We start from the raw sequence: 12,406 nt of genomic DNA, 5'->3' as shown, positions 1-12,406 counted from the left end.
TTCCCGCGGCCGTCGCACGCGGCGAGCGCCCGGCTTCGTTGTCGATCATCCGCGCACCTGCACGCGGCTGTGGTCGCCGACCATGAGCTGGTGCGAGTCAGGCACCGACGGCGCCCTGGTGACCTCGACGTCCCTGCCGATGAGGGAGTACTCGATGCGCGAGACGCCGCGCACGCGGGAGTTGCCCAGCACGATGGAGTACTGGATCTCGGCGTCCTCGATCTCGCAGTGCTCGGCGATGGAGGTGAAGGGGCCGATGTAGGAGCCGGAGATCCTGGAGCCAGCGCCGATCACGATCGGGCCGCGCAGGACCGAGTTCTCCACACTCGCCCCGGCCTCGATCACCACCCGGCCGTCGAGGCGGGAGTCGGCCGTCACCTTGCCGTCGATCCTGGGCTCGACCGACTCCAGCACGATGCGGTTGCACTCCAGCATGTCCTGGAGCCTGCCGGTGTCCTTCCAGTAGCCGCTCACGCGGTGGGAGTGCACGCGCAGGCCGTTGTCGATCATCCACTGCAGGGCGTCGGTGATCTCCAGCTCGCCCCTGGGCGCGCTGGAGATGGCGCGCACGGCCTCGTGCACGGCGGCGGTGAACATGTAGACGCCGACCAGGACCAGGTCGCTTCTGGGGCGGCTCGGCTTCTCCTGCAGGCCGATGATGTCGCCGTGCGGCCCGAGTTCGGCGACGCCGTACAACTCGGGCTCGCTCACGCGGGTGAGCAGCACCTGGGCGTCGTAGTCGCCCGCGCGAAACTCCTCGACCAGGCCGGTGATGCCGCCCACGAGGAAGTTGTCGCCGAGGTACATGACGAAGTCGTCGTCGCCGAGGTAGTCGCGGGCCACCAGCACGCAGTGCGCGAGGCCGAGCGGCTCGTCCTGGGGGATGTAGGTGACGCGCAGCCCGAACCTGGAGCCGTCGCCGACCGCCGCGCGCACCTCCTCACCGGTCTCGCCGACGATGATGCCGACATCGGTGATGCCCGCGTCGCGAATGGCGTCGAGGCCGTAGAAGAGCACCGGTTTGTTGGCGACGGGGACGAGTTGTTTGGCGGAGGTGTGGGTGAGCGGCCGCAGTCGCGTGCCTTTTCCACCGGCCAGCACAAGTGCCTTCATTGAGCGCTCTTTCTCCCCGTCCGCCAAGGCAATGCCACGGCAATGAATGTGTTCGTTTTGGAAAGTCGCACGACCGGTCACCGCATTGTTCCTGCGACAATATCGCCCGGTCCCGCGCCGGGCCGCCGAGTTTTGCCCAATCCAGGTGATCACACACGAACGTCGGGGGCATTCTGTGCAGATCTCTGTCGTCATTCCCTGCTACGGCTCGGCCGCGACGCTGCCGGAGGTCGTCGAGCGGCTCGAACGCGTGCTGCCGCAGCACTGCTCGGCGCACGAGATCGTCCTGGTCGTCGACGGCGACCCCGACGCGACGGGCGCGGTCGCCGAAGGCCTGGCCGCCAGGGTCGCCTCGGTGCGCACGATCCAGCTCGCCAGGAACTACGGCCAGCAGAACGCCACCGTCGCGGGCGTCAGGGCCGCCCTGCACGAGGTCGTCGTCACGATGGACGACGACCTGCAGCACCCGCCCGAGGAGATCCCGCTGCTGATCAGGGCGCTGACGCCCGGCGTCGACCTGGTCTACGCGGTGGCCGCCCGCGAGGAGCACGGACGGGTCAGGAGCCTGGCCTCGCGCACGGTCAAGGCCGCGCTCGCCGGGCCGCTCGGGGTCAGGGGCGCGCAGACGATCAGCTCGTTCCGGCTGTTCCGCACCTTCCTGCGCGACGGCTTCGAGGGCGTGAGCAGCAGGCACGTCTCGGTCGACGTGGCGCTGTCGTGGGGTACGACGCGGATCACGTCGGTCAGGGTGGTGATGCCGCATCGGGAGAACGGCCGCTCCGGCTACACGATCGGCGGGCTGCTGCGGCACGCGGGCAACATGCTCTTCGGCTACAGCACGGCGCCGCTGCGGCTGGTCACCTATCTGGGGGTGCTGGTCGGGCTGCTCGGGCTCGGGCTGCTCGGGCGCATCCTGTGGGAGTACTACACCGGCGCGACGACCGTCGAGGGCTTCACCATGCTCGGCTCGATGATCGCCCTGTTCTCCGCCGCCCAGATGCTGGCGATCGGCGTGCTGGGTGAGTACGTCGGGCGCATCCACGCGGGCGGGATGGGCTGTCCGACCTATGTGGTGCGCGAGCGGGGCGAAGGCTCGGCGATCGAGATCCCGCGCCCCTCGCACGCCGGGCGCTAACGCGGGTCGAAGCCGAGCACGGCGGCCACGACCTGGTCGAGCTCGGCTTCGCTCATCCCGGCGAACAGCGGCAGCCGTACCAGCCTGTCGGCGGCGCTCTCGGTCACGGGGCAGCCGCCCGGCGCGGTGCGGCCGTGGCGGGCGGCGGCTGGCGCCGTGTGCAGCGGCTGGTAGTGGAAGCTGGCCTGCACGCCGCGCTCGCGCAGGTAGCCGATGAAGTCCTGCCTGGCGGCGAGCGTGGGCATGAGCAGGTAGTACAGATGGGCCGGGTGCGCGCACCACGGAGGCACGGACGGCCTGCCCACCGCGCGCTGCGCCGCCCAGTCGGCCAGCCGCTCGTGGTAGGCCGCCCACACCTGGCCGCGTTCGCGCTGGATGCGCTCGAAGCACTCCAGCTGTGCGGTGAGGAAGGCGGCCAGCAGGTCGGCGGGCAGGTAGCTCGATCCGATGTCGACCCAGCGGTACTTGTCGACCTGGCCCCGGAAGAACTGGCTCCTGTTGGTGCCCTTCTCCCTGATGATCTCGGCCCGTGCGGCGAGCGCGTCGTCGCCGACCAGCAGGGCGCCGCCTTCGCCGCACTGCACGTTCTTGGTGACGTGGAAGCTCTGCGTGGCCATCGCGCCGAACGAGCCGAGCGGCCTGCCCCGGTAGGAGCCGCCGAGCCCGTGTGCGTTGTCCTCGACGACGGCCAGGCCGTGGCGTGCGGCGACGGCCCCGATCGTGTCCATCTCGCAGGCCACACCCGCGTAGTGCACGACGACGATCGCCCTGGTCCGCTCGGTGATCGCCGCCTCGACCAGGCTCTCGTCCAGGTTGAGCGTGTCGGGCCTGCAGTCCACGAACACGGGTACGGCCCCGCGCAGCGCGAAGGCGTTGGCCGTGGAGACGAAGGTGAAGGACGGCATGATCACCTCGTCGCCCGGCCTCAGGTCGAGCAGCAGCGCGGCCATCTCCAGCGCGTGCGTGCAGGAGGTGGTGAGCAGGACCGACCGCACCGAGGTGAGCCCGGCCAGCAGCCGCGTGGCCCGCTCGGTGAACGAGCCGTCCCCCGCGAGCGCCCCGCTGGCCATGCTGGCCGTCAGATATTCGTGTTCGAGGCCGGTGAGAAAGGTGCGGGTGAATGGAATTGTTGCGCTTTCCAGCCGTGTCGTCGACATTCTTCCCCCGTTGGATGTGCGAGCACGGTCACCCTAGTGACTTCACCTTGCCGAGGCCGGACATCGCCACATGCTTTAACCGCCTCACGAGACCATCGTCGAATGACCGACCAGATCGTGACCGAATACCGCCCGCCCGCCGTACGGCACGGCCGCATGCGAAAGCTTGTGACTTTTTCCGTTATCGGCGCAGGTTCATTGCTGGCATATGTCGGCATTTATGCGGGGCTTCGGGGCGTTCTCGGGCCGTGGGGGGCCAACCTCGTCGCCATGGGGGTGCTCGTCGTGCTCAACACCGAGGCCAACAGGCGCTGGACCTTCCAGGCACGGTCCGGGTCCAGGCTCGGCCAGCACACCCGCGCCGCCGTCCTGTTCGCCGCCTACACCGCCGCCACCTCCTGCGCCCTGCTGCTGACCTCGGGGCACTCGCCGCTGGTCGAGGTGACGGCCACCGTCGCGGCCTGCGGCGTGCTGACGGTGGTCCGCTACCTGGCGATGGAGCGCTGGGTGTTCGGCCGCTGAACCCCGCTCAGCCCCCGAACACCGCGTCCACCACCCTGGCCGAGGCCAGCCCGTCGTCCAGCGCGCAGAAGCGCCGCCTGAAGCTCGCATAGCCCGGCGCCTCGATCGCACCGGCCAGCAGGACCTCGATCACCTCCCCGGTCGTGGCGAGCACCGGACCCGGCGCCTCGGCGGCGAAGTCGAAGCAGAACCCGCGTACCTCGTCCCGATACCGTGCGAGATCGGGAGCGAAGAACACCATCGGCTTGCCCGTGCCGCCGAAGTCGAACATCGCCGAGGAGTAGTCGGTGACCAGCACGTCGGCGGCGAGATAGAGCTCCTCGACCCTCGGGTACCCGGTCACGTCCACGACGAAGCCGCCGCCCTGCGCCCTCGTCCGCTCGGCCAGCAGATGGTGCTGACGCAGCAGCAGCACGTGTCCGCGTCCCAGCGCCTGCCCCATCGCCCGCACGTCGAGCGCCGGGGTCGCGTCCCGCCCCTTGTCGAGATAGACGTCGTCGCGCCAGGTCGGCATGTAGAGCACGGCCCTGGTCTCGGGCCCGACGCCGAGCGCCTGGCGAATGCGCTGCCGGTGCTCGCGTGCGGTGTGCATCAGGTCGTTGCGCGGGTAGCCGCTCTCCAGCACCCGGCCCTGGTAGCCGAAGGCCCGGCGCAGCACCTCGGTGGCGAACGCGCTCGGCGAGACCAGCCAGTCCCACTGCGCCACGTCGCGGCCGATCCGGCCCGGGTCGGCGAAGGACGCGGCGTACCTGGCGCCCGACTGGTCGAGCCCCACGCGCTTGAGCGGGGTGCCGTGCCAGGTCTGCAGGTAGGTCTGGCCCTTGCGTTTGACGTAGTAGCGCGGCTGGGCGCAGTTGTTCACGACGTAGCGCGCGGTGGCCAGCAGGTCGTAGTACTCGGGCGTGCCGCGCAGGACGGCCCTGCCGCCCTCCGGGACGAGGAACCGGCCGTCCGCCGAGCTCCAGACCAGTTCGAAGGGCGCCTGCCGCCTTCGCAGCTCCTCGTGGATCGCCCTGGGGTTGCACGCGGCCTGTCCGCCGAAGTAGCTCTCGAACAGCACGACGTCACGCGGCCTCGACCTGCGTGCCTTCCGGTAGCGCCCCTCCTGCAGCCGTCGCTGCGCCAGCGGCCCCCTGGCCTGCCCGAGCGCCGCCCTGACCGACAACTTGAGCTGGTCGGTACGGTGGAACTGCACCCGTACCTCGTGCATGCCGATCTCCCTGGCCCCTGGCACGGTGTGCATGAGCCCACGCCTGATCCCGACCGGCGCCCCTGCGGCCCGCATCTCCCACACGCCGTCCCCCACGGGAAGCGCGCCGAAGGCGCCGGGCACCCGCGACAGCGGCAACTCCACCCGGAAGGCGTCACCCGCCCAGGTGATCGGGAAGCTGTAGGTCCGGGCCGTCCTGCCGTTGACCAGCACCAGCGCCGAAGCCCTGCGCCCGGCCCGCAGATCGGCCCGCGGATCGGTGCGCACGCCGCTCAGCACGAGCACGTCCCGCACCCAGGCGACACCGGTCACGGTCAGCCGTTCCGGCCTGTTGACGATCGACAGGTTGCCGTAGCGGGTCCTGACCGGCCCGACCTCCCTGCCGTCGAGCACCACGCCTGGCTCGGCCACCGCCGGGTCCGCCGCCAGCCTGTGCACGCCCTTGGCCGACACCGCGATCGGCCACTCCTGGGCCACGTCGCCGCCTTCGGCCAGGTCGGCCAGGCGCAGTCTGGCGAGGAAGCCGCCCTTGCCGACGGGTTCGAGCGGGGCCTCGGCGACCAGCGGGCCGCCCTCTCCCCTGGTGACGAGCAGCCTGCCGCCCGGCACCCGGGTGGCCAGCCTGCCGTCGATCTCCAGCCACTCGCCGTCGATCCGGCAGCCGGTCGCCACCGCCTTGGGCCGTTCGGCCCTGATCGCGAACGCCCTGTCGTCGGCGACCGGCCAGACGAAGGTCCTGCCCTGCTGTCTCGCGCCCGGTGGGAAGCGGTCGTGGCCCTGCCACGGGGCCTTGACCGGGCCCTCACGCCGCAGGCCCGCCGTACTGACCTCGGCATGCAGCAGCCACAGGCCGGGGCCGGGTTCGAGCTCGCGCGGGTCGATCCTGGCGGTGAAGCCGGACCAGTCGTACCCGGCCTGGTCGCGACGGCCCGCCGTGATGTCGGGACGGTGGGCGCGCTCGACGGCGACCGGCACCTCGGCCCGCGTCCTGGTGTGGCGCAGCCACATCCTGACCCGGCCGGTGCGCGGCCCGGTGGCCGGGAGCCTGGCGACGTAGGCATGGCCGGTCAGCACGAGCACGCCGTCGTGCCAGTCGGCCCGTTCCACCCGTGCCCGCAGCTCCAGCTCGGACTCCAGCCGGTAGACCTCGTCCGGCACCCCCATGGCCCGATCGCGGAAGAACGGATAGGCGGCGAAGTGCCCCGGACGCGGCCACCGCACGCGCACGGTCGGCGGGGTGAGCGACGACTCCCGCTCGTGGGCCAGCACCTCGCGCAGCGGCTCGACCAGGCCGCGGCCGAGCAGGTGCAGCCTGAGCCTGGCCGCGACCGGCTGGGCGGCGAGCACGCCGGGGTCGGCCCCGGCCAGCCAGGCGGAGGCGAGGCCGGCCAGTTCGGCGCGTTCGGCGTCGGTGGCCGCCCGGTCGAGGGCCTCGATGAGGATCTTGAGGTCGACGGCGAGGACGGTCGCGTCGTGTGCCGCCTTGAGCGCGGGCGCCCGCTCACGCAGGAAGTCGCCCACCCGTCGTACGGAGGCCATCCGGTCGCGGATATTGGCCACTTCGTACCGACGTTGTGTGATTGATCCGCCGTCATTGCGAATACGCCAGAAATAGCTGACATCTGGAATGACGTCGACAAATCCGGCGAGAACATGGGCGGGAATCATCACCGGCCCGTCCTCGTAGAGGATGCCGGGAAAGGTGAAGGCGTGCGCGTCCCAGAACGAGCGGCGAAACACCTTGTTCCATACCGTTCTGTCCTTGACCAGGGCGGGAAAGCGCGTGATGTGCGTGCGTTCCCTGCCGGTGGCGAACGGCTCGGCGTGCAGCCACGACTCGCTCACGCCCGTCGCGCCGATCCGCCTGACCGCGCCGCACGCGAGGTCGGACCCGGTGCGTTCGAGCGAGGCGACCAGCCGGGCGTAGGCCATGGGCGGCAGCACGTCGTCGCTGTCGGCGAAGGCCAGGTAGACGCCCGTGGCCTGCGCGGCTCCCGCATTGCGGGCCGGCCCGAGGCCGAGATTGTCCTGCTGGAGGAGCCGGAAGCGAGGATCGGCCGCCACCCGCTCCTTCGCGAGCACGGCGCTGCCGTCGAAGCAACCATCGTCTATCAGGACGAATTCCACGTCCTTCAGCGTCTGAGCCGCCAAGGAATCCAGGCATTCCTCGAAATACGCCTCGACGTTATAAAACGGGACCACAACGCTCAGAAGTGGGGCCATGGACATCAAGGTAATAGCCCAACCTCGACCGACTTAGCGTGACCAAACAGGAGAGGCGAAGTCGTGACGTTCATATAGCCGGAGTGTGACCCCTTTTGCGGCCCAGGAGGCGACCTGCCGGAATTCCGGCAGAAGCCCGATCTTCGCCCTCTCCTCCCGCCCGGCGGCCACCGCAGATGTCGAAATGCCGGACACCTTGAACAACCACACCCGCCGTACCCCGGTCAGCCGGTGCGCCACCTTCGCCGTCCGGGCCTGGCCGCCTCCGCGTCCCCTTCCGATGTCCCGCAGCCCGCCGAAGGCCTCCGGGTGCAGCACCGCGAAGGCCCGGCGCGAACCCGGCACGTACAGCACGGCGTCGCCAGGCCTGGCCGAGGCCCTCAGCACGGCGACCGCGGCCCTGGTGTCGTCCCCCCTGCTGGCCGGTTCGCGTACCTGCCGATGCACCGGCACGAGGAGCACCGCGAGCACGGCCAGCCCCGCCGCCACCGGCGCCCAGGCCGCCGCCCGGACCCGCTCCCCCGCGAGCCGCCCGAGCACGGCCAGCCCGGCCCCGGCGGCGAGCGCGAGGCCGGGCGCGGCCACCAGCACATACCTGAAGACGTACAGCGGATGGAGCTGCGACAGCAGCAGCAGCGCCACCGGCGGCACCAGCAGCCACGGCAGCGCGACGGCGGCCACCTGCCCCCTGGCCCCGAGCACGACCGGCACCAGCAGCACGGCCAGCGCGCCGAGCGACCCGGCGAACAGCACGGCCGCGTTCCCCGCCGTGGCGAGCGTCGGCCGCGCGATCCAGCTCACCGCCTCGCCCTGCCCGGCCGCGAGCAGCAGCAGCGGCGACAGCACGGCCAGCGCGCTCCCCGCGGCGAGCGCCTGCCCGCGCAGGTCGCCGCGCGCCCACGCCGTCACCGCGTGCGCGGCCAGCAGCAACACGCACGAGACGGCGTTCAGCAGCCCGAGCACCACACACGCGACGCCGTAGGCCATCACCCAGCGCCGCGAGTCGCGCAGGCGCAGCAGCAGGTACGTCGCCGCCACCCCGGCCAGCAGCACGAAGGCATAGCTCCTGGCCTCCTGGGCGTACCTGCTCACCTGGGGCAGCAGGGCGAGCACCAGCCCGGACGAGCACCCCGCGAGCGGCCCCGCCAGCCGCACGCCGAGCACCGCCACCCCGCCGGTCGCCGCGACCACGGCCAGCGCCGAAGGCGTCCGAAGCACGGCCACGCCGTCGCCGAACACACCGGTGACCACGTGCATCCCCGCGTAGTAGACCCCGTGCACAGCGTCCAGGTGCGACAGCAGTGCGGCCAGCCCGCTCCAGCTCAGCCGGGCGGCATCGGCGGTGGCCGCCTCGTCCCGCCACGGCACCGGCTCGGTGATCGCCCAGAACGCCATGAATGCCGCCACCACCATCGGTACGGCTACCGCCAGATGCCCGCGTCTCATGCTGCATCAGGATGGATGACGACATTGCGCAGCCGATGGTGACAGGCGGCGGCTTGATGCACCATTGACCGGACAGCGAGGATACGGAGGCAGACGTGATGGTTCGCAGGGTGTTGGCGCTTGTTACGGCGTTGGCGGTAGTGCCGACCGTGGTGTCGGCGGGCCCCGCCGAGGCGGCGACCGGCGCCAAGGTCGACTGCGCCAAGGTCAAATGCCTGGCGCTGACCTTCGACGACGGCCCTGGCAAGGAGACGGGCGTCGTGCTCGACGTACTGAAGGAGCAGGGCGCCAAGGCCACGTTCTTCCTCGTCGGCAAGAGCGTGCGCAAGCGCCCCGACCTCGTGCGCCGGATGGCCAAGGAAGGCCACGACATCGGCAACCACACCTGGTCGCACGCCCGGCTGACCGAGCTCATCGACGACGAGGTGCTGGCCGAGATCGAGAGCACCCAGAAGGTCATCGCCGACACCGTCGGCAAGCGGCCCACGATGATGCGCCCGCCCTACGGCGCGACGGACGCGCGCATCCGCGAGCTCATCGGCTACGCGGGCATGACCCAGCTGCTCTGGAACGGCGCCACGGGCGACTACCGCCTGCGCGACGTCAAGAAGATCAGGAACGTGGTGCTGAAGGTCGCCAAGCGCGGCACCGTCGTCCTGCTGCACGACATCGTCCCGCAGACCGTCGGCGCGGTGCCCGCACTCGTCAAGGAGCTCAAACGGCAGGGGTTCCACCTGGTCACGGTCACGACGCTGCTGCGCGGGCGCACACTGCAGGCGGGCGAGAGCTGGCCGCGCTGACCGCCGGTTTGCTCTCGGCCCCGAACACCCCTTGAATACCCGCATCAGCGCCTACGGGAGGGGGCAAGGTGCCCGGGTTCGCCCCTTCTCCCACCACGCCCGGCGAACCGGACACCCGGTGGGCGACCGTCATCAGGAACACCCTGCGCCAGGCCTACCGGCACCGGCGCAGGCGCGACCGCACGCCACTGCTGATGTTCGCGTGGATCCAGGTCGTGCTGCTGGGCTGGTGGCTGGCGTTCTATCCGGGGCTCTTCAGCAAGGACTCGGTCCTCTACCTGACCCACACGCTGGTCGGGCCGTGGCGCAGCGACCACTCGGTGCTCTACGACGCGGCGCTGTGGCTGAGCCTTCGGGTGAGCGGCGACGTGAGCCTGGTCACGCTCGCCCAGTCGGCCGCCATGGCCTCGGCCGTCGTGCACCTCGTCCAGTCGCTCAAACGGCTGGGCGCGCCGCCCCGGCTGACCACGGCGGTGGCGCTGCTGCTGCCGTTCGCACCGCCGTTCGGGGTGTTCGCGGTGACGTTCTGGAAGGACGTGCCCTTCACCGCCTGCATGATCGCGATCACCTCGGTCTGCGCCAGGATCGCGGCGGCGCGCGGGGCGAGCCGGGGCCATCTGGTGGCGCTGCTCGCCCTGTTCACCGGGCTCGGCCTCTTCCGGGCCAACGGCTTCCTCATCGCGGGCTTCGCCGTGGCCGTCCTGCTCGTGCTGACCAGGACCGCGCGGGCACGGCTCGCGCTCGTGGGCGTGGCCGCCGTGGTGCTGCCGCTCGGTCTGAGTGCCTTCGTGCTGCCGAGGGCCGGGATCGAGCCGCCGTCGCGGACCTACGTCTACCACACGGCCTTCGCCGATCTGGCGGTCGCCTACCGCACCGATCCGCTGCTGTTCACCTCCGCCGACCTGGCCGTGCTCGAACGGGTGGCGCCGCTGGCCAGATGGTGGGCCGGTGGCAACTGCTACACGGTCAACCCGCTCATCTGGCGTGAGGACTTCAGCTGGGAACTGGCCGAGATCGAGGCCGACGACCTGGTCGCGCTCTGGGGGCGTGTCCTCTGGCAGGACCCGATGCTCATCGTGCGCACCCGGCTGTGCCGGGGCGAGATCGCCTGGAAGGTCACACCGGGCCCCTGGGACCAGGACGGCGACACCTACAAGTTCTCCAGGCGGCCGTCGGCCATCGACTACGCCGGGCTCGCCCTCGTCCGGGCGCATCCCGAGCTGGCCAAGATGGCACTGCGCCCGCCGTCCCAGGGGCTGTACAACCTCGCCGACAGCTGGCTCGGCGCCTGGGCGCATGCCAGCGCGCACGAATGGCTCTTCTGGCGCGGCGCCTTCTGGAGCTACCTGACCTACGTCACGGTCGCGGCGCTGGCCGCCGTACGGCGCAACCGCTGGATACTCGGCGTCGGCGCGCCCGTGGCCGGGCTGCAGCTCGCGGTGCTGGCGAACATCTCGGCCCAGGACTTCCGCTACATGGCGGCGCCGATCTTCATCGGCGTCCTGCTGGCGCCCAGCCTGCTGCTGGGCCTGCTGCCCCGGCGGCGACAGGAGTGAATGCCCGGTTTGAGGCGCGGAGCGCAGGTAGGGTGACTCAGGTTATGACTGACCACTCCCCCTCCGCCAGGCTCGCCTGGCTCGACACCCTGCGCGGTCTGGGCGCGATGGCGGTGCTCCTCGAGCACATGACCTATCGCTTCCTGCCGGGTCTGCGTCCCACGTGGTTCAACCTCGGCACCTACGGCGTGCTGGTCTTCTTCCTCGTCAGCGGCTACATCATCCCCGCCTCGCTGGAGCGCAGGGGCGACGTGCGGGCCTTCTGGATCGGCCGTGCCTTCCGGCTCTACCCGCTCTACCTGCTGACCGTCGTCATCGTGCTGGCGATGATCCCGCTGGCCCCGCTGCGTAAGAACATCGACCCCGTCGCGCACATCTCGATGCTCATGGAGGTCACCGGCTCCTGGGCGCTGACCGAGCCGATGTGGACGCTCTCCTACGAGATGGTCTTCTACCTGCTGGTCACCTCGCTGTTCGTGGCGGGCGTGCACCGGCGCAGCGGCGTCTTCGCCCTCTGCTTCGCCGCGCTCTCGGTGCTGGTGGCCTTCGTCCTGCCTGCCCGTGGCCTGCTGACCGGTCCCGTGGTCGCGCCCGTGGTGCTGGTCCTGGTCGCCGCCTGCCTCGCCTGCGTCATCGCCGGATCACGCCCGGTCCGTACGGCGGGCGCCGGGGTGCTGGCCCTGGTGGCGCTCACGCTGATCGCCGTCGGCAGCCGGGTGCCGTGGCAGGGTGCGATGATCCTGGCCGTCATGTTCACCGGCACGGTGATCTACCGCTGGCAGCACCGGCAGGGCTCGGCGCTCTGGCCGGTGCTCGGGGTGGCCGTGCTCGTCTGCCTGACGCCGTTCCTCAAGCCCGTCACCATCAACGGGCCCGCCCATCTGGCGACGGTGGCGCTGGCCGCGGGCACGTTCGCGCTCTTCATGGCGCTGCGCGAGCGGCGGCTGCCGTACCCGTTGGTGTGGCTGGGGCTGATCAGTTACTCGGTCTACATGTTGCACGCGTCGTTGTTGCGGTTGTTCTTCGTGACGTTCGGCGATCCCCGGTCGCTGCACTGGACGGCGCAGCTCGGGCTGGGGCTGGCGATGATCGGGGCGATCGTCGGGGTGAGCTATCTGAGCTACCGGTTCGTCGAGTTGCCCATGCAGGGCGTCGGGCGGCGGCTGGCCAGACGGCTCAGGCCGGTCGAGCCCGCTCCCGTCGAACGGGTGAGCGCGGGCCGACCGGCCTGAGGGCGACGCCTG

General features: G+C 70.9%; 9 protein-coding genes. 5 read left to right on the top strand and 4 right to left on the bottom strand.

Annotation, left to right across the window (positions count from 1 at the left end; genetic code table 11):
* Positions 1–45: 45 nt before the first annotated feature.
* Positions 46–1,113, bottom strand: coding sequence for a glucose-1-phosphate thymidylyltransferase (locus tag ACTWNK_RS07450; protein ID WP_474303056.1), 1,068 nt, complete (start codon positions 1,111–1,113; stop codon positions 46–48).
* Positions 1,114–1,288: 175 nt separating this feature from the next.
* Between ACTWNK_RS07450 and ACTWNK_RS07445 the strand changes: the two genes are divergently transcribed.
* Positions 1,289–2,248, top strand: coding sequence for a glycosyltransferase family 2 protein (locus ACTWNK_RS07445; RefSeq protein ID WP_474303054.1), 960 nt, complete (start codon positions 1,289–1,291; stop codon positions 2,246–2,248).
* Here ACTWNK_RS07445 and rffA read toward each other — a convergent pair.
* Positions 2,245–3,405: a dTDP-4-amino-4,6-dideoxygalactose transaminase gene (gene rffA / locus ACTWNK_RS07440; RefSeq protein ID WP_474303052.1), complete on the bottom strand. Its 1,161-nt coding sequence runs from the start codon at positions 3,403–3,405 to the stop codon at positions 2,245–2,247. The genes ACTWNK_RS07445 and rffA overlap by 4 nt on opposite strands.
* Before the next feature lie 102 nt (positions 3,406–3,507).
* Between rffA and ACTWNK_RS07435 the strand changes: the two genes are divergently transcribed.
* Positions 3,508–3,927, top strand: coding sequence for a GtrA family protein (locus ACTWNK_RS07435; protein ID WP_474303050.1), 420 nt, complete (start codon positions 3,508–3,510; stop codon positions 3,925–3,927).
* A 7-nt stretch (positions 3,928–3,934) separates the two neighbouring features.
* Here ACTWNK_RS07435 and ACTWNK_RS07430 read toward each other — a convergent pair whose 3' ends face one another.
* Both ACTWNK_RS07430 and ACTWNK_RS07425 read right to left on the bottom strand, forming a co-directional pair.
* On the bottom strand, positions 3,935–7,360 hold the full coding sequence (locus tag ACTWNK_RS07430; RefSeq protein WP_474303048.1) for a bifunctional glycosyltransferase/CDP-glycerol:glycerophosphate glycerophosphotransferase: 3,426 nt from the start codon (positions 7,358–7,360) through the stop codon (positions 3,935–3,937).
* A 33-nt stretch (positions 7,361–7,393) separates the two neighbouring features.
* A complete protein-coding gene (locus ACTWNK_RS07425) occupies positions 7,394–8,806 on the bottom strand; it encodes a hypothetical protein (protein ID WP_474303046.1) in 1,413 nt (470 codons plus the stop codon).
* 110 nt (positions 8,807–8,916) lie between these two features.
* Here ACTWNK_RS07425 and ACTWNK_RS07420 point away from each other — a divergent pair, with 110 nt between their 5' ends.
* From ACTWNK_RS07420 to ACTWNK_RS07410, 3 genes are all read left to right on the top strand, one after another.
* Complete coding sequence (locus ACTWNK_RS07420; protein WP_474303044.1) at positions 8,917–9,606, top strand: polysaccharide deacetylase family protein; 690 nt, start codon at positions 8,917–8,919, stop codon at positions 9,604–9,606.
* A 68-nt stretch (positions 9,607–9,674) separates the two neighbouring features.
* Positions 9,675–11,162, top strand: a complete 1,488-nt coding sequence (locus ACTWNK_RS07415; protein WP_474303042.1) for a hypothetical protein — start codon at positions 9,675–9,677, stop codon at positions 11,160–11,162.
* Positions 11,163–11,206: 44 nt separating this feature from the next.
* Positions 11,207–12,394, top strand: a complete 1,188-nt coding sequence (locus ACTWNK_RS07410; RefSeq protein ID WP_474303040.1) for an acyltransferase family protein — start codon at positions 11,207–11,209, stop codon at positions 12,392–12,394.
* The last annotated feature ends 12 nt before the right edge of the window (positions 12,395–12,406 follow it).

It is taken from the genome of Nonomuraea sp. IBHARD001 (assembly GCF_056106265.1).
Note: the sequence above shows the minus strand (reverse complement) of the source record. Positions and strands in the feature narration are given on the sequence as shown.

What these genes read in the sequence shown, in the direction of transcription:
- ACTWNK_RS07450 (WP_474303056.1), bottom strand. Translation starts at nt 1,113, where the DNA reads ATGAAGGCACTTGTGCTGGCCGGTGGAAAAGGCACGCGACTGCGGCCG.
- rffA (WP_474303052.1), bottom strand. Translation starts at nt 3,405, where the DNA reads ATGTCGACGACACGGCTGGAAAGCGCAACAATTCCATTCACCCGCACC.
- ACTWNK_RS07435 (WP_474303050.1), top strand. Translation starts at nt 3,508, where the DNA reads ATGACCGACCAGATCGTGACCGAATACCGCCCGCCCGCCGTACGGCAC.
- ACTWNK_RS07430 (WP_474303048.1), bottom strand. Translation starts at nt 7,360, where the DNA reads ATGGCCCCACTTCTGAGCGTTGTGGTCCCGTTTTATAACGTCGAGGCG.
- ACTWNK_RS07425 (WP_474303046.1), bottom strand. Translation starts at nt 8,806, where the DNA reads ATGAGACGCGGGCATCTGGCGGTAGCCGTACCGATGGTGGTGGCGGCA.
- ACTWNK_RS07410 (WP_474303040.1), top strand. Translation starts at nt 11,207, where the DNA reads ATGACTGACCACTCCCCCTCCGCCAGGCTCGCCTGGCTCGACACCCTG.